This is a genomic window from Kribbella sp. NPDC043289 (genome assembly GCF_056436705.1).
Window position 1 is genome coordinate 242,353 of the sequence record NZ_JBWKCB010000003.1, and the last position, 16,642, is coordinate 258,994.

Genomic DNA, 16,642 nt, shown 5'->3' on the forward strand with positions numbered 1-16,642 from the left:
GAGGGCGAGGGCGCAGGTGAGGAGGGCGAGGACAGCCGCGAGCAAGGCTGGGCTCATGTGCCACCGGTCGCGGGTGTGAGCGGTGCGGGAGCGGGCTGTGTATCGGTGGCAGACGCCGATGTCTGCGGCGTGAGCGCAGTGCGGGTGGCTGGGGAGGGTGGGGCGGGTGGCGGTAGTTGGGTGAAGAGGTGGGCGGGTGGGTGGAGGGTGAGGGTGTTGTTGGGGTGGAAGGTGACGGCGGGGTGGGTGGTGAGGGGGCCGGTGGGGGATCTGGTGAAGGTGTGGATTTCGGCTATTCGGCGGTGGCCGGTGGGGGTTCGGGTCAGGTGGATCACGGCGTGGAGGGCGGAGGCTGCCTGGCTGTGGATGGCTTGGGGGGATTGGCCGGCCAGGGCGCCCAGGGCTTCGAGGCGGGCTGGGACGTCGGCGGCTGAGTTGGCGTGGATGGTGCCGCAGCCGCCCTCGTGGCCGGTGTTCAAGGCGGTGAGGAGGTCGACCACCTCGGCGCCGCGGACCTCGCCGACGACCAGGCGGTCGGGGCGCATGCGGAGGGCTTGACGGACCAGGTCTCGGAGGGAGATCTCGCCGGTGCCTTCGACGTTCGGCGGGCGGGCCTCGAGGCGGACCACGTGCGGATGGTCGGGGCGGAGTTCGTTGGCGTCTTCGACCAGGACCAGGCGTTCGGACGGGTTCGCCAGGGACAGTAGGGAGTTCAGCAGGGTGGTCTTGCCGGTCCCCGTGCCTCCGCTGATGAGGAACGCTACGCGTGAGTCGAGCAGGTCTTGGAGGATTGCGGCGCCGGGTTGCGGGAGGGCGCCGGCGGCGACGAGGTCGTCGAGGGTGAAGACCTTGCGTGACGGTACGCGGAGCGACAGGCAGGTGCCTGGCGCGGCGATCGGGGCCAACACGGCGTGGAAGCGTGTGCCGTCGGCCAGGCGTACGTCGACGTACGGGGTGGAGTCGTCGAGGCGGCGGCCGGCTGCGGCGGCGAGGCGGGTGGCCAGGCGGCGGATGGCGGGTTCGTCGCCGGTGCGGATGGCGACGAACTCGAGGCCGCGGCCGCGGTCGATGTAGACCTCGTCGGGGCCGTTGACCAGGATGTCGGTCACGCCGGGCTCGGCGAGCAGGCTGTCGAGAGGGCCGGCGCCGAGGGCTTCGCGGCGGAGGGCAGTAACGACGGCCAGGACCATGGCGTCGCCGCAGATAGTGCCGTCGGCGCGGAGGGCTGCTGCCACGTGGACCGGGGTCGGTGCCGCGCCTGTGAGGGCCAAGGCGCCGCGGACGCGATCGAGCAGGTCGGCGGGAACGACCGTGCTGGTCATGCGAACACCGAGCTTGCGAGAGCGGATGGGGCGGCCGAGTCGGTGAGATCGAAGAGGTCCAGGAGGGTGGTGGCCGCGCGGGTCAACGGGCTTCTGGGATGCGGGACGAAGTGGCCCTGGTCCATCGCGCGAGGAAGCGTACGGTCGGTGCCGATTTTGGTTGCTACGGGCAATGAGAGGTGGGTTGAGACGTCGGCGGCCGAGAGGCCGGGGCGGGATTCGCGGAGGACGACGCGCAGGTCACCGGCAACGGAACGGAGTGGGCCGGAGAGGCGTTTCGCGGCGGCGACCGAGCGGACGTCGCACGGGATGACGAGGATGGTGGCGGTGGAGCGGATGAAGCCTTCCTCGACGGTGGGATCGGCGTGCCGGGGCAGGTCGAGGACGACGAGATCGTTGCTGCGTTGGGCGGCGCCGATGACCGAACTCATGGTGTCTGGCGGCAGCACGGTGACATCGGACTGGTCCCAGGACAGGACGGCCAGGCCGTCGATCGAAGGGAGCGCCGAGCGCAAGGCCGACGCGCCGATCCGGCCGGAGGCGTTCAGGAGTTTGGGCCAGCGGTCGCCGGCGTCGCGCTCGATGCCGAGAGCGAGCTCGATGCCGCCGCCGAGCGGGTCGCCGTCGATCAGCATCGTGCGGAATCCACGGCGGTTGCCGAAGACAGCCACCGCAGCCGCGAGCGTGGTGGACCCCGCTCCCCCGCAGCCGCCAACAAACGCCAGCGTGACGGCGGTGCGCGTCGAACCGTCCAAGGCGTCGGCCAGCTTGCCGGCGAGCGTGGTCTCGTCGTCGGGCAGTCGGCAGACCACATCCGCTCCGACGTCGAACGCGCAGCGATAGAGATCGTCCCCGTCCAGCGCCGAGCCGACCACGACGACGCCAGGTCGTTGGGCGGGCTGGAGACGAGCCAGCGGCTCGGCGAGGTCGCGACCGACGACGACCAGGGAACAGGTGTGCCAACTGCGCCGGAGGCCGAGCAGGTCGGGCTCGACCAGCGGTGTGATCGACGCAGCCGCGGCCAGTCTGAGCAGGTCGTCGAGAAGCGCCTCGTTAGTAGTTGCCATGAGCACCGATGGGGTTGGTGAGTTCGTGTCCATGCCTAGAACATGCCGTTGTTCGGCCCGTTCTGAGCACGCGACCGGATCACCTGTGGACAAAGGGCTGTCGGGTTTCCGTCAGCAGCGGGAACCCGCCACGACGAGCCCGCGACCAACCCGCCGGGAACGGTTACGGTTCCTTTCGAAGCGTCTTTAACTAAATTTCACCGGACCGCTTCGCCCCATCGCTCCGGAGGAACTCTGATGAGTCGATTGCGCACGCTCGCCGCCGCGGCCACGGTCGCCGCCACAGCCCTGATCACCGCCGCCGGCGTCTCGCTCGCGAGTCCGGACGCCACCGCGGCCAACGCAGCCACCACGGCGCCGCAGGCGACCAGCGGTGGCGTCAAGACGGCGTACTTCACCCAATGGGGGATCTACGCCAACGCCTTCTACCCGAAGAACATGGTCACCACCGGCGTCGCCGGCAAGCTGGATTTCCTGAACTACGCCTTCGCGAACATCGACCCCACCAACCACACCTGCTTCATGGCGAACAAGGCCGCGTCGCAGGACGAGAACAACCCGAGCGCCGGAGACGGCGCAGGGGACGCGTTCGCCGACTACGGCAAGTCGTACGGCGCCGACATCAGCGTCGACGGGGTGGGTGACGTCTGGAACCAGCCGATCCAGGGGAACTTCAACCAGCTGAAGAAGCTCAAGGCGAAGGCCCCGAACCTGAAGATCCTGATCTCGATCGGCGGCTGGACCTACTCGAAGTACTTCTCCGACGCCGCTTCCACCGACGCGAAGCGCAAGGCCTTCGTGAGCTCTTGCGTGAACATGTTCGTGAAGGGCGACCTCCCGGTGATCGACGGGTTCGGTGGTCCCGGCTCGGCGGCCGGCATCTTCGACGGTGTCGACATCGACTGGGAGTACCCCGGGTCGCCGAACGGCCACGTCGGCAACCACTACAGCGCCGCCGACAAGCAGAACTTCACGCTGCTACTGGCCGAGTTCCGCGCGCAACTCGATGCCTATGGCAAACAGAGCGGCAAGAAGTACTACCTGACCGCCGCGACCCCCGCCGGTCAGGACAAGATCGCGACGATCGAGACCGACAAGGTCGGGCAGTACCTCGACTACAACAACGTGATGTCGTACGACATGCACGGCGGTTGGGAGGCCACCGGGCCGACGAACTTCCAGGACCCGCTGTACACGGCGCCCAACGACCCGAGCAACCCGATCCCACCGGGTCAGGGGAAGTACTCGATCGACTCCGCGGTGAAGGCGTGGACGAAGGGCGACTCGGCGTACGGCATCCCCGGTGGGTTCCCGGCGAACAAGCTGAGCATCGGATATCCCTTCTACTACAGGGGATGGAAGGGCGTTGCGGCCACGGACAACGGCAAGTACCAGACTGCGACCGGACCGGCCGACGGTCACGCGATGAGCGGCAACGTGCCCGGAGTGTCGTTCTACAAGGAGCTGACCGGTTTCGTGGACAGCCCGGCGGCGACGCACTTCGACGATGTCACGAAGTCGTCGTGGTTCTACAGCAACGGCACCTTCTGGTCCGGTGACAACGCGCAGTCGATCAAGGCCAAGGCCGACTACCAGCACTGCAACGGACTGGCCGGCGCGATGATGTATTCGCTCGAGGCGCTCGACCCGAACGTCACCCTGTTCAACAACGTGGTCGACGCGGTCAACGCAGACACCGCGGGCTGCAGCGGACCACCTACTACCACTCCGCCGACGACGCCTCCCACGACGCCGCCGACCACTCCGCCCACCACGCCCCCGACCACACCGCCCACCACACCGCCCACGACTCCCCCGACCACTCCACCGGGTACGGCGGCTCCGTGGGCCCCGAACACGGCGTACGCGACCGGTGCGCTCGTGACCTACAACGGCGTCACCTACAAGTGCATCCAGGGCCACACGTCCCTGACCGGCTGGGAACCGCCGAACGTCCCCGCACTCTGGGGCCGGGTCTGATCAAGTACCGCCCACTGATCGGAGCATCATGAAACGCATCTCCCTGGCGATAGCAGCCATCACCGCGGTGGTCGTCGCCCTCCTCACTGCACAGACAGCCAGCGCGGCAGGAGTCTCTGCCACCTTCACCAAAGTGTCCGACTGGGGCAGCGGCTTCGAGGGCAAGGTGACGGTCACCAACGGCACCACCAGCTCTCTCAGCACCTGGTCGGTCTCCCTGGACTTCCCGTCCGGCTACAACGTCACGAGCACCTGGGACGCCAACCACACCAGCAGCGGACAGACGCATACGTTCACTCCGCCGAGCTGGGCCGGCCCGCTGGCGCCAGGAGCGTCCGTCTCGTTCGGCTTCAACGGCAGCCCCGGCAACTTCGCCGGAATCGCCTCCTGCCGTTTGAACGGCGCCGACTGCTCCGGCGGCGGTGGCGGCACCGTCCCTGGTGCACCAACAGGTCTCTCCGGTACGGCGTCCGCGTCGTCAGTGAGCCTCACCTGGTCGGCCACGTCCGGTGCAGCCAGCTACAACGTCTACCGCAACGGAGCGAAGGTGGGCAGCCCGACCGGTACGTCGTACACCGACTCGGGGCTCACCGCGAACACGTCGTACAGCTATCAGGTCAGCGCCTCCAACAGTGCCGGTGAGGGCGCGAAGAGCAGCAGCGTCTCCGTCAAGACCGGTATCGGTGGTGGAAACACCGGCAGCAAGCAGGCCGCGCCGTACCTGTACATGGGCTGGGGTGACCCGCCGAACCCCGCGACCGTGATGAACGCGACCGGGATCAAGTGGTTCACGATGGCGTTCGTCCTGGCGTCCGGTGGCTGCAACCCGGCCTGGGACGGCAGCCGACCGCTGCAGGGTGGTGCCGACGCCACGGCAATCGCCGCGATCCGCGCGGCCGGTGGCGACATCGTCCCGTCGTTCGGCGGCTGGAGCGGTAACAAGCTCGGCCCGAACTGCGGTACGCCGGAAGCTCTCGCCGGCGCGTACCAGAAGGTGATCGACGCCTACAGCCTGAAGGCGATCGACATCGACATCGAGAACTCCGACGAGTTCGAGAACGAGGCCGTGCAGGACCGCATCCTGAACGCGCTGAAGATCGTCAAGCAGAACAACCCCGGCATCCAGACGATCGTCACCTTCGGTACGTCGACCACCGGGCCGACCTACTACGGCAACCGGCTGATCGACCGGTCGAAGGAGCTCGGCGCGAACATCGACGTCTTCACGTTGATGCCGTTCGACTTCGGCAGCTCGAACATCTACAACGACACGGTCGGTGCGTCGACGGGTCTGAACAACAAGCTGAAGAGCACCTTCGGGTGGACCACCGCGGAGGCGTACGCGCACCAGGGTGTCTCCGGCATGAACGGTCTGTCCGACCAGCAGGAGATGACCACCACTGCGACCTGGCAGAACATCACCAACTGGGCGAAGACCAACGGGCTCGCCCGGCTGGCGTTCTGGTCGGTGAACCGCGACCGCGGCTGCGCCGGCGGCGGCGTGGTGTCCAACTGCAGCGGTATCGCTCAGGGCGACTGGGACTTCACGCGGATCACCGCGGGCTTCTGAGGGGACGAGGTCGGCTGGGTGTGGCGGGTGCTGCGCTCAGCCGGCCTTGATCGCGTCGATGATCAGGCCGTTGCGGGCGTTCTGCCCGAGCGGGACCGACGGGTGCAGGCCGTCGCGGAGGTAGCGGGCCAGCCGGTTCGGGCTGGAGGCCAGGTGCTCGGCCCAGTGCACGATCCGCAGGTTGTCGTAGCGACGCTGCGCATCGGAGAGCTGCAGGTTGATCCAGGCGCTGTTGCGCTGGTCGGAGACCTTGACGTCCACACCGTGCGCCGTCCGCGCCGCCTGCACGTTGACCCAGTAGACCGTCCGCTCGTCGCCGACGATCTGCATCGTGCGGTCGACCTGGGCGGCGACCGCCGGCGGCGTGAAGATGTCGTTCGAGCCGACCGACATCAGGATCCGGTGCGGCAGGCCGTAGTCCTGCGCCCAGGTGTCCAGTGCGTCGACCGCGGGGGTCACCGGGCGACCGGCCCAGTTGTGCACGGCAATGCTGATCCCGAGCTTCGTCAGCTGCCTGGCCAGCGCCGGTCCGTCCTGGACGCCGATGCTGTCGCCGAACATGAAGACGCCGTCGTTCTCCCGGGCGCGGCGGATCTGCGCCTCGTTCGAGATCGCCCGTGCCTGGCGCTCCCAGGCGCCGAGCACACCGGACCCGTAGTTGCCCAGGGCGCCCGCGGCGTCGAGGGCGGCCTGCGGGGAGCCCGGGGCCGCCTCGGCGGCCGTGGCCGCAACCGTCGACGCAGCCGCCGCCGTCCCGGCTGCGAACAGCAGCCGGCGACTCGGCCGGAACGAACCCAGACGCTTCCTCACGCAGGAAAGAGTGCGGTGGAAAGCCCTCTCACTGCAAGTCGACACCGGGAAAATTGGACGAACGCTGCGGAAGTCACTGTCTCAGCAGTCAGCTGGACGTCACCGGCCGAGATCGGACAAATGTCCGGAACCGCTCCGCCGCCGGAGTCAGCGGCGTACCCAATCGCCAGGCCATCCCGATCTCCCGACGAGCCTGTACGCCGGCCAGCGGCACGGAAACCGCCCCGCTGTCGTTCCCCCGCACCGCGCCGGCCGGCAGGATCGCCACGCCGAGGCCCGCGCCGACCATGCTGTCGATCGTCGCGAGGTCGGTCGCCTCGAAAGCGAGCTGTGGACTGAACCCGGCCGCCGCGCACAGCTGGTCCGTCACCCGTCGGAAGCCGAAGCCGGGCTGCAGGCCGACAAAGGCCTCGTCCCGCGCCGCCTCCAGCTCCACCCGGTGCCGGGTCGCCAGCGGGTGGCCAGGCGGCACGTGCAGGCACAGCCGCTGACGCTCGAGCAGGTGCCAACCGAAGCGCGAGGGGTCCGGCCGCGGCGCGATGATCGCGATCTCCGCTTCGCCGGTCTCGAGATCCTGGACGATGTCGTGCGCGGGCTCCTGCCGCAGCGCGAACTCGACGTGCGGCGCCACCGCCCGGAACGCCTTCAGGAGGTCGGGCATCAGGCTGGTCGCGACCGAGTGCAGGAACGCCAGCCGCACCGTGCCGGACTCCGGGTCGAGCAGCGCGTCGATCCGGCGCTGCGCAGTATCCACTGCCGTCGTCGCCGCACGGGCCGCCTCCAGCACCAGGCGGCCGTAGGGATTCAGCCGTACGCCGCGACGCTCCCGCTCGAACAGCGGCACCCCGAACGCCCGCTCGACGCGCTGCAGCGAACGGGTCAGGTTGGGCTGACTGGTCCCCAGCGTCGCGGCGGCCTCGGTCAGGTGCTCGGTCTCCGCCAGTACGGCGAACCACCGCAGATCCTCGACATGCATACTGAAATCGTATCGATTTCTGCTGAGATCGACATTTTACGTATCGCTCCAGGCGTGCGACCGTCGAAGACATGCATCAGTCCGTCGCTCGCCACACCGGGTACCTTCCCGGGGATCCGGAGTACCGCAAGCTGTCTGTCGCGCTGTTCGCGGCCGGGCTGGCGACGTTCGCGCTTCTCTACAGCACGCAGCCGCTGCTGCCCCAGCTCGTCGACGCCTTCCACGTCTCCCCCAGCCAGAGTGCGTTCAGCGTGTCCTTCGCGACGTTCGGCCTCGGTCTGGCGCTGCTGGTCGCCGGCCCGGCGTCCGAGGTGCTCGGGCGGACCAATCTGATGCGCTGGTCGGTCGCGGCGACCTCTCTGTTCGCACTGCTCAGTGCCTTCGCGCCGACCTGGCACCTATTGCTCGCGCTGCGCGGACTGCAGGGCATCGCCATGGCTGGGCTGCCAGCGGTCGCTATGGCGTACCTGCGGGAAGAGGTGCATCAGGACAGCCACGCACGCGCCAGCGGGCTCTACATCGCGGGTACGGCGGTTGGCGGCATGGCGGGCCGTCTGATCGCAGGAGGACTGTCGGACGTCGGCGGATGGCGCTTCGCGACCGGCGGGATCGCAGTGGTCGGCGTACTGTGCGCGGCTGTCGTCTGGCTGCTGCTCCCGGCGTCGCGGAACTTCCATCCGAAGGCCGCGCGGCCCCAGGACCTCTTCCAGGTACTACGGGATCCCGCACTGCTCGCGCTCTACGGGATCGCTGCGACGGCCGTAGGCGCGTTCGTGGCGGTCTACAACGGGGCGGTCTTCCGACTGTCGGGTTCGCCGTACGAGCTGAGTGCTGGGGCGGCCGGACTGGTGTTCTGCGTCTATCTGCTGGGGTCGGTGGGGTCCGCGACCGCGGGGACGCTGGCGGATCGGTACGGGCGGCGCGCTGTGGTTCCGGTTGGCTGTCTGATCACGCTGGCTGGTGTCGCGATCACACTGGCCGCCCCGCTGCCGTTCATCGTGCTGGGGCTGGCTGTGATGACGGCGGGGTTCTTCGCGGTCCACGGAGTGGCCAGTGGCTGGGTGCCGGCTCGGGCGCACGCGAGTGGAGTCGGGACCGGACAGGCATCGAGCATGTACCTGTTCGCGTTCTACCTGGGCTCCTCGGTCTTCGGAGGCCTAGCGGGTACGGCGTGGAGCCGCGCGGCGTGGACCGGGGTCGCGGGAGAGGCCGGGGTGTTGTTCGTCGTGACGCTCGTCCTCGCCGTACTGCTCAAGAACGTTCCCAGCAAGGTGCAAAACTAGCCGGGTGACGAAAGCTACCGATGCGGCCGATCAGCTGGGTCTCAGCTACGAGGTGACCAGGCACGGCCGGGTGAACTCGCTGGAGGAAGCCGCAGCGGCGCGGGGTATCGAGCCGGCGCGGTTGATCAAGACGATCGTCGTACGGCTGTCCGACGACGACTACCGCTTCGTGCTGGTGCCGGGTGACCGGGAGATCGCGTGGCCGAAGCTGCGGGCGCTGCTCGGGGTGAACCGGATCTCGATGCCCGACAAGGACACGGCGTTCGACGTCACCGGGTACGTCCGCGGGACGATCACGCCGCTCGGCAGCACGCGCGACTGGCCGGTGATCGCCGACGAGCGGATCACCGGCACGATCTCGATCGGCGGCGGGGAACACGGCGTCGGGATCACCGTGGACGCCGAGGCCCTCACCAAGGCACTCGGCGCCACCGTGGCGGATGTGACCGACTAGACCAGAAGACCTTGCTGGCCGGCGCGCAGGCCGGCTTGGAAGCGGGTAGTGGCGTCCAGCGCCTTCAGGATGCGTTGCATGCGGCGTTCTACGGTGCGTTGAGCGACGCCCAGGCGCCGCGCTATGGCTTGGTCTGTCAGACCGGCTGCGGCCAGTGAGAGCAGTTGCTGGTCGTCGGACGTGAGTGGTCCCTCGGACACGGCCGGAGTCAACGGGCTGGCCTGTTGCCACAGCAGGTCGAAGAGGCGCACCAAGGCGTCCAGAAGACCGGAAGGGCCGAGCTCGACGACGACATCAGGAGCTGTTGGCAGCAGAGCGATCCGGCGATCGACCAGAACCAGCTTGAGCGGTACGTCGCGCAGCATCCGGCAGCACCCGGTCGACCGAGCAGCAGCCAGGTCGCCGGGCTCGGACAGAGACGCCATGTCATAGATCCGTCGGTACCGCAGTCCCTGGGCCCGACGTGGCTCCACCAACATCCGGTCCAGCACGAGTACTTCGTCCTGCGCGCACTGCTGGGCCTGATAGAACCGCTGCGCAATCGCCTCGGCGCCACGGATGACAGTGAAGGCATCCGGCTGCCGGAACTCCGCAGCCAACACGGCAGCACCCAACCGTGCCTCCACGATCGCCTTCTGCTTCCGCAGCGCGAGCAGCTCGACCGCAGCCTCTGGCACTGCCGGCAGGTAGCGAGCCGGTCGGCCTGGCGTCCGGGACGCCAGGCCGAGAGACAGTAGAGACCTGAGGTGCCGGCCGACCCGGTTCGCCGGCCAGGCCACGAAGGAGGCCAGGTCGGTCGCAGTGGATTCCGGGCGGGCCAGAAGCGCCCGGTAGAGCTGCTCGTCCTCCGAGCAGACACCGAGCGCCTCCAGCACCGGAGCCGGTCGATAGTTGTGCATGATCAGGGCAACGCGTGGACGTGGCCGCCGACCTGGGAAGCGAACTGGTTGCCGTTCGTCGCGTCCCAGTTCGTCGACCAGGTCATCGCCCCACGCAGCGACGGCCACGGGGAGCTCGGCTTGTAGTTACCGCAGCCGGTGCCCTTGGTCAGGCAGTCCAGTGCGTTGTTCACCACCGACGGGGCGACGTACCCGCTCCCGGCGGCCTGGGAGGACGCCGGCAGGCCGAGGCCGACCTGGTCGGGACGGAGACCGCCCTGCAGCATGATGCAGGCCTGCGAGGTGATGAAGTCGACCGAACCCTGCGAGTAGACCTGACCGTTGCAGCCGTTCATCGAGCCGGAGTTGTAGTACTGCACGTTGACGATCGTCAGGATGTCCTTGATCGCCAGCGCCAGCTTGAAGTACTCCGTCGACGTGCTCTGCATGTCGATCGTCTGCGGCGCCATGGTGATGACCAGCCCGTTGCCGAACTGACTCTGCAGGCTGTTCAGCGCCTGACCCATGTACTGCGCGTTGACGCCGTTCTCGAGGTCGATGTCGATCCCGTCGAACCCGTACTCGCGCAGTACGGACAGGGCGCTGCCGGCGAAGTTCGACGCGGCCGTCGGGTCCGCGACCGAGATGGTGCCGTTCTGGCCGCCGACGGACAGGATGACCTTCTTACCGGCCGCGTGCTTCGCCGCGATGTCGGCCTTGAACTGGGCGACCGTGTAGCCACCCAGACCGGCGCTGTCCAGATTGAACGTGATGGCGCCGGGCTTCGACGCGTCGGCGTCCGCGAAGGCGACCGCGATCAGGTCGTACGCCGCCGGTACGTCCGCAATCTTCTGCACAGTCGCGCCATTGTTGAAGTTCTGCCAGTACCCGGTGAGCACATGCGACGGCAGGTTGCTGACCGGCGGGTTGGTCCCGCCGTCCGACGTGGTGCCCGACACCGCAGCGCCGTACGGCGAGCAGTTGCCGCTCGGGTCACAGGCCCGGACCTTGAACGAATACGTGGTTTGCGGGCTCAGACCGGTCGCGGTCCAGCTGGTCACGTTGCCGACGCTCTGCGCGGCGCTGGTACCGCGGACGACGTCGTAGTGGTCGATACCGCTGGCGTCGGACGCGGCCGACCAACTGAGCTTCAGTGAACTTGAAGTCGGGCTGCTCACCGCCAGACCGGCGGGTGTCGACGGCGGCGTGGTGTCCTGTGTTCCACCGGGACCGTCCAGCACGACGTCATCGACCTGGTACGCCGGGAGCGCGTACCAACTGTTGACGTAGATCGTCACCGACGTCGCTGAACTGCCCGTGATGAACGGGACGGTCAACTGACTCCAGCTGGAACTGGTGGTCCACGTACTCGGGCCACCGTCCACACCGAGGTAGACGTTCGATCCCTTCACCCAGGCCGACAGCGTGTACGCCGTATTGGGCTGGACCGCAATCGATTGGGAGCACCGGGCGATGTCACTCCCGCTCGGTGTCGCCTCGAGGGCGTACGAACCGGAGTGTGGCGTGGAGGTCGTGACGCCGCCGGCCGGACACGACCAGCCGGAGAGCGCGCCGGACTCGAAGCCGGAATTCGTGACGAGATTGGTCGCCGCGGAGGCGGCGCCGGGGGCCAGGAGGCCCATGAGTACGGCGAGCAGGCTGATGACGACCGCTGCCTGGGGGCGGTATGCAGGCGGTTTCATGCCTTACAACCTGTGACTGCGCGATTACATTGTCAAGACCCTGCATAAAGTGGGAACGCTCCCACGCACACAAAAGCGAGAATCTTTACGGGTCCTTCGCGAACCGCAGGAGGAAAGGCGACGGCCCCCGGCGGGGGGGTGACCGGGGGCCGTCTTCGGCCACGGGCTCGGGGGGAGGAGCCGGGGGCCGTTCAGGAGGCGACAGTCTGCCACTGTCGGGGGTTATATACCCCCAAGACCGGGCTCTACACATCTCAGTTCGATTTCGACTGCGAGCGTTTCACCCAAACGCTGGTCCCACCCGATCGGGCGCTTCCAGCCAGTGTCACTGTCACACTGATCACCAGTCTAACGGGATACCGGCCCATGCAAAAGCCCGGGTCCCCCGGCGTTTCTCACCGCTGCCTATGCTCGGTCCCATGGCGCACCCCGGAACGGCCCGACCGGCGGCATTCTTCGATCTGGACAAGACCATTCTGGCGCGCTCCAGCACCCTCGCGTTCTCGCGGCCGTTCTACACCGGCGGGCTGATCAACCGCCGGACCGTCCTGCGCAGCGCGTACGCGCAGTTCGTCTATCTGCTCGGCGGCGCCGACCACGACCAGATGGAGCGGATGCGTGAGTACATCTCGGCGATGTGCACCGGCTGGGACGTCGCGACCGTGAAGACGATCGTCGCGGACACGCTGGACCACATCGTCCGGCCGATGATCCACACCGAGGCCGTCGAGCTGATCGCGCAGCACCACGCGGCCGGCCGGGACGTGGTGATCGTGTCGTCGTCCGGCGCCGAGGTGGTGGAGCCGATCGGTGCGATGCTCGGCGCCGACAAGGTGATCGCCACCCGGATGGTCGTTGCTGACGGCAAGTACACCGGCGAGATCGCGGACTACGCCTACGGTCCACACAAGGTCACCGCGATGAAAGCGCTGGCGGCGACCGAGGGCTACGACCTGGCGAGTTCGTACGGTTACTCGGACTCGATCACCGACGAGCCCTTGCTGGCCGCGGTCGGGCACCCGTTCGCGGTCAACCCGGACAAGGCCTTGCGCAAGATCGCGGTCGAGCGCGGCTGGCCGGTACTGGAGTTCACCGAGCCGGCCGAGCGGCCCGTCTTCCCTGCCGTACGACGGCCCGCGGTGGCCGCCGGGGTGGCCGCGGCAGTGCTCGCCGGCGTCGTCCTCGTGGCCTCCCGCCGACGCTCCCGGGCAAGCTGAATCCAGCGGTCCCAGGGAGCTGAAACCGACCTCCCACCACCGGTCCTGGAGGGCTGAAGGCTGAAGATAGCTTCATTGTTCTCAACTCCATGAAGACGCCGCATCCCCTTCCCAGAAAGGGGTTTCAGGAGTACAAAGGAAGGCAACAAAGGATCTTCGGATCCGGTAGAGATCGCACGGCAGCCAGGCACCCACGCGGCGACCAGCCCATCCCAAAGGGGCAGCGCGACCCAGGTTCGACCTGAGGCGGCAGACCGGTGCACGCATGGTAACCAGGATGGCGTGCCAGCGACGGCGTTCTCATCAGAGAGCGCCGTTCGCATGTGTGGCGACAGGTGCGGCGGAGGCCTTCAGTCGGTCGAAACCAGCGGCGACAGCTCGGCACCTTTTGTCACGACCTCGCAGGACCGCAGCAACCAATCACGGACCCCCGTCAAACCTCGCGCTGCGTAGTCGCGCAGGCCGGACGCATAGGTCGCCTGCAACACATAGTGACCGGCCTCGGGGACCGTGACCGCGACCGGGTCGATGCCCCGGGCAACCAAGAGGCAGCGCTCGGCGGCCCGGGCGACGAGACCGTTGGCGGTCGGGAACGGACGCAGTACGGCCAGCTCGGCGTGCACGATCGCCGCGACCACCAGACCGGGTGCCTTGGTCGGGCGCGTGAGGTTCTGGGCTAGCGCACTCAACCGCTCCCACATCTCGTCCGCGGGCGGCGCCGGCGGCAGGCCGGGGATGTCGTCGGGGATCGGCTCGGCGGCAGTCCGCAGGTGACCGAGTTCGGCCGCCGGTCCCAGGTCCAGACCGGCGAGCTGGTGCAGTCTGGTCCAGACCTGGACGGGTGCCTTGTCCACCTGCGGTGCGAGCGTCATCAGCTCACCGGTCAGTCGCACCGCGCCGGAGGCGAGTCCGTCGGCGACACCACGGCGTACCTCGTCGGGGGTCGCCGTGCTGCCGGCCAGCGCGGCGGAGGCATGCGCACCGCGCAGCAGCGCCTCGGCGGTCATGTCCGACCCGACCCGTCGCAGCCCACGATCCCGGAGCAGTACGTCGACCGCATCGCGGGCCGCCCGCGCCGCGGACCCAACCCCTTCCAGCCCGGCCAACGGCTCGAACACGTCAACACTCATGCCCGCAGCCTAGGATGACGTGGCATGGCGCTCGGCACCGTCCCCAGGTTCAGCATCGTGGTCCCCTGCCATGGCTCGCGGGCCTGGTTGCGTCCCTGCCTGGACTCGGTGCTCGGCCAGTCGTTCACCGACTTCGAGGTGATCGGGGTGGACGACGCGGACCACGACGGCTCCGGCCGGATCCTTGACGAGTACGCCGCCGCCGACCCGCGGGTGCGGCCGCTGCACCTGGACGAGAACATCGGGCTCGGGCCGACCCGGAACGCCGGGCTGAAGGAATGCCGTGGTGAGTACGTGCTGTTCCTGGACGCGGACGACGTCTGGCTGCCCGGCTCGCTGGAGGCCATCGCGACCAGGATCGACAACGCGCGCCAGCCCGACATCGTGATGTTCGACTACGAGCGGATCTTCTGGGACGGCCGCGTGGTCGGCAGCCAGCGGCACGACGCGTTCGCGCGCGAGGGCGCCGGCGTGTTCAGCGCGGCCGAGCGGCCGATCTTCCTGACCTTCCTCGAGGTGGTGTGGAACAAGGCGTACCGGCGGGCGTTCCTCACCCGGCACGGGTTCGCGTTCACGTCCGGCTTCTACGAGGACGCGCCGTGGACCTACTCGACGATGCTGACCGCCGAGCGGATCGCCACCCTTGACCGGGTCGTCGTGCACTACCGGCAGCACCGGGCCGGCGGCAACATCCACGCCACCAGCGGACGCTCGCAGTGGGACATCTTCGACCAGTACGACCGGGTGCACGCGTTCATCCAGTCCGACCCGGAGCTGACCGGCTGGCGGCGGTTCGCTTTCGACCGGTCGCTGGACCACATCATCGCCGTACTGGCGAAGCCGGAGCGGATCGACACCGACGACCGGGCCGACTTCTTCCACGCCGCGCATGCGTTCGCGAAACGCTGGAAGCCCGACGGCTACACCAGCGACCGGACCGCCCGCGGTTTCAAGCGGTGGCTGCTGATCCACGACGACTACGCGACCTACTCGACGCTCAAGCTGAGCGCGCGGATGCTGCAGGCCTCGAGCCCGCGCAAGACCGTCGGCAAGCTGTTGCGCCGTACCAAGCTGGACCCGAACTTGGTCGCTTACGCGGCCTACCGGTTCCAGCAGTACGCCTGCAACCCGCGGGCGATCTTCGAGAAGGCGGCCGAGCTGGCGCCGCACCTCCGCGGCGTCTGGGTGGTCGACAACGAGCACGTGGACGCGATCCCGGAGGGCGTCGAGTACGTCGTCGCGGACTCCCCGGCGTACGAGAAGCTGGTCAGCCGGGCGACGTACTTCGTCAGCAACATGAACTGGCCGAAGGACCTGGAGAAGCGGGCGGGCCAGATCCACCTGCAGACCCAGCACGGGACGCCGCTGAAGCGGACGGGCACCGATCTGCGGGCAGGGCAGGACGCGGACCTCGACGAGCTGATGCGCGAGGTCGACCGCTGGGACTTCAACCTGTCCTCGAACCGGTACTCCTCGGAGATCTGGGAGCGCACCTACCCGGCGTACTTCGAGGAGCTCGAGTACGGGTACCCGCGCAACGACCGCCTGCTCACCGCGACCCTCGACGACGTCCGCGCGATCCGGGCCGAACTCGGGTACGACGACTCGCACCTGGTGATCCTCTACGCGCCGAAGGATGCGGCACGGCTCGACCGCGACCAGCTGGCGCAGGCGGCCTGCGAACACGCTCGCGTCCTGGTGCGCTCGGACGGCGTGTTCTCCAAGGCCACGGATGCCCGGCAACCGCGGATCGAGGACCTGATGCTGGCGGCCGACGTACTGGTCTCGGACCACTCGTCCCTCACGTTCGACTACGCGAACCTGGACCGGCCGATCATCCTGCACGTCGAGGACACCGCGGTCGACACGTACTTCGACGTCGCCGAGTTCCCGCCCGGCGTGCTGGCGCGCTCCGCCGAGGAGCTGTTCGCCGCGTTGCGGACCGGCACGTTCGCCTCACCGGAAGCGGCCAAGCACCGGCAGCTGTACCGCGAGAAGTTCTGCGAGTTCGACGACGGGCAGGCGGCCGAGCGCGTCGTACGACGGGTGCTCCTGGGCGAGACCGACGTACCGGCGATCGTGCCGCTCGCGAACCGGTCACCGGCACCGTCGGCGTACTTCGTGCATAATGGCTGACATGTCGATCAGCCTGAAGCCTTCTCACGCCCTTCGCGTGCGCTTCAGCCTGCGACGACGACGCACTGTCTGAACACCTCAACCTGTTCCAGTCGCGTCTTCCTGAAGGACCCTGC

Annotated in this window: 13 protein-coding genes; 6 read left to right on the plus strand and 7 right to left on the minus strand. The window is 68.2% G+C overall.

The features are described from left to right. Window positions 1-53: 53 nt before the first annotated feature. Both AC0662_RS19465 and ssd read right to left on the minus strand, forming a co-directional pair. A complete protein-coding gene (locus tag AC0662_RS19465; protein WP_478302211.1) occupies window positions 54-1,322 on the minus strand; it encodes a TadA family conjugal transfer-associated ATPase in 1,269 nt (422 codons plus the stop codon). Next, window positions 1,319-2,389 carry a septum site-determining protein Ssd gene (ssd, locus tag AC0662_RS19470; protein WP_478302213.1) on the minus strand — a complete coding sequence of 357 codons (1,071 nt, stop codon included), beginning with the start codon at window positions 2,387-2,389 and terminating at the stop codon, window positions 1,319-1,321. The genes AC0662_RS19465 and ssd overlap by 4 nt, the downstream gene beginning before the upstream one ends. A 237-nt stretch (window positions 2,390-2,626) precedes the next feature. On the opposite strand from ssd, the gene AC0662_RS19475 reads away from it, so the two are divergent. Then, window positions 2,627-4,369 (plus strand): glycosyl hydrolase family 18 protein, encoded by a 1,743-nt coding sequence (locus AC0662_RS19475; RefSeq protein WP_478302215.1) that lies wholly within the window; start codon window positions 2,627-2,629, stop codon window positions 4,367-4,369. A 28-nt stretch (window positions 4,370-4,397) separates the two neighbouring features. Continuing rightward, the gene (locus AC0662_RS19480; RefSeq protein ID WP_478302217.1) at window positions 4,398-5,939 is read left to right on the plus strand and encodes a cellulose binding domain-containing protein; all 1,542 of its coding nucleotides are present in this window, start codon (window positions 4,398-4,400) and stop codon (window positions 5,937-5,939) included. Window positions 5,940-5,975: 36 nt separating this feature from the next. Here the strand turns inward: AC0662_RS19480 and AC0662_RS19485 are convergent, their stop codons facing one another. After that, entirely contained in the window at window positions 5,976-6,749 is a 774-nt protein-coding gene (locus AC0662_RS19485) for an SGNH/GDSL hydrolase family protein (protein WP_452204346.1), read from the minus strand. 88 nt (window positions 6,750-6,837) lie between these two features. After that, the gene (locus tag AC0662_RS19490; protein WP_478302219.1) at window positions 6,838-7,725 is read right to left on the minus strand and encodes a LysR family transcriptional regulator; all 888 of its coding nucleotides are present in this window, start codon (window positions 7,723-7,725) and stop codon (window positions 6,838-6,840) included. Window positions 7,726-7,796: 71 nt separating this feature from the next. Between AC0662_RS19490 and AC0662_RS19495 the strand changes: the two genes are divergently transcribed. Next, complete coding sequence (locus tag AC0662_RS19495) at window positions 7,797-9,008, plus strand: MFS transporter (protein ID WP_478302221.1); 1,212 nt, start codon at window positions 7,797-7,799, stop codon at window positions 9,006-9,008. 4 nt (window positions 9,009-9,012) lie between these two features. Beyond that, on the plus strand, window positions 9,013-9,462 hold the full coding sequence (locus tag AC0662_RS19500; RefSeq protein ID WP_478302223.1) for an aminoacyl-tRNA deacylase: 450 nt from the start codon (window positions 9,013-9,015) through the stop codon (window positions 9,460-9,462). Here AC0662_RS19500 and AC0662_RS19505 read toward each other — a convergent pair. After that, entirely contained in the window at window positions 9,459-10,361 is a 903-nt protein-coding gene (locus AC0662_RS19505; protein ID WP_478302225.1) for a helix-turn-helix domain-containing protein, read from the minus strand. The genes AC0662_RS19500 and AC0662_RS19505 overlap by 4 nt on opposite strands. 2 nt (window positions 10,362-10,363) lie before the next feature. Continuing rightward, window positions 10,364-12,043, minus strand: coding sequence for a chitinase (locus AC0662_RS19510; RefSeq protein WP_478302227.1), 1,680 nt, complete (start codon window positions 12,041-12,043; stop codon window positions 10,364-10,366). A 407-nt stretch (window positions 12,044-12,450) separates the two neighbouring features. On the opposite strand from AC0662_RS19510, the gene AC0662_RS19515 reads away from it, so the two are divergent. Beyond that, entirely contained in the window at window positions 12,451-13,260 is an 810-nt protein-coding gene (locus AC0662_RS19515; protein ID WP_452204340.1) for an HAD family hydrolase, read from the plus strand. Window positions 13,261-13,610: 350 nt separating this feature from the next. Here the strand turns inward: AC0662_RS19515 and AC0662_RS19520 are convergent, their stop codons facing one another. Further along, window positions 13,611-14,390, minus strand: coding sequence for a Fic family protein (locus AC0662_RS19520; RefSeq protein WP_452204339.1), 780 nt, complete (start codon window positions 14,388-14,390; stop codon window positions 13,611-13,613). Between the two features lie 24 nt (window positions 14,391-14,414). Here AC0662_RS19520 and AC0662_RS19525 point away from each other — a divergent pair, with 24 nt between their 5' ends. Further along, entirely contained in the window at window positions 14,415-16,526 is a 2,112-nt protein-coding gene (locus AC0662_RS19525; RefSeq protein WP_478302229.1) for a bifunctional glycosyltransferase/CDP-glycerol:glycerophosphate glycerophosphotransferase, read from the plus strand. Window positions 16,527-16,642 lie beyond the last annotated feature (116 nt).

What these genes read in the sequence shown, in the direction of transcription:
- AC0662_RS19465 (WP_478302211.1), bottom strand. Translation starts at nt 1,322, where the DNA reads ATGACCAGCACGGTCGTTCCCGCCGACCTGCTCGATCGCGTCCGCGGC.
- ssd (WP_478302213.1), bottom strand. Translation starts at nt 2,389, where the DNA reads ATGGCAACTACTAACGAGGCGCTTCTCGACGACCTGCTCAGACTGGCC.
- AC0662_RS19475 (WP_478302215.1), top strand. Translation starts at nt 2,627, where the DNA reads ATGAGTCGATTGCGCACGCTCGCCGCCGCGGCCACGGTCGCCGCCACA.
- AC0662_RS19480 (WP_478302217.1), top strand. Translation starts at nt 4,398, where the DNA reads ATGAAACGCATCTCCCTGGCGATAGCAGCCATCACCGCGGTGGTCGTC.
- AC0662_RS19490 (WP_478302219.1), bottom strand. Translation starts at nt 7,725, where the DNA reads ATGCATGTCGAGGATCTGCGGTGGTTCGCCGTACTGGCGGAGACCGAG.
- AC0662_RS19495 (WP_478302221.1), top strand. Translation starts at nt 7,797, where the DNA reads ATGCATCAGTCCGTCGCTCGCCACACCGGGTACCTTCCCGGGGATCCG.
- AC0662_RS19505 (WP_478302225.1), bottom strand. Translation starts at nt 10,361, where the DNA reads ATGCACAACTATCGACCGGCTCCGGTGCTGGAGGCGCTCGGTGTCTGC.
- AC0662_RS19510 (WP_478302227.1), bottom strand. Translation starts at nt 12,043, where the DNA reads ATGAAACCGCCTGCATACCGCCCCCAGGCAGCGGTCGTCATCAGCCTG.
- AC0662_RS19515 (WP_452204340.1), top strand. Translation starts at nt 12,451, where the DNA reads ATGCTCGGTCCCATGGCGCACCCCGGAACGGCCCGACCGGCGGCATTC.
- AC0662_RS19520 (WP_452204339.1), bottom strand. Translation starts at nt 14,390, where the DNA reads ATGAGTGTTGACGTGTTCGAGCCGTTGGCCGGGCTGGAAGGGGTTGGG.
- AC0662_RS19525 (WP_478302229.1), top strand. Translation starts at nt 14,415, where the DNA reads ATGGCGCTCGGCACCGTCCCCAGGTTCAGCATCGTGGTCCCCTGCCAT.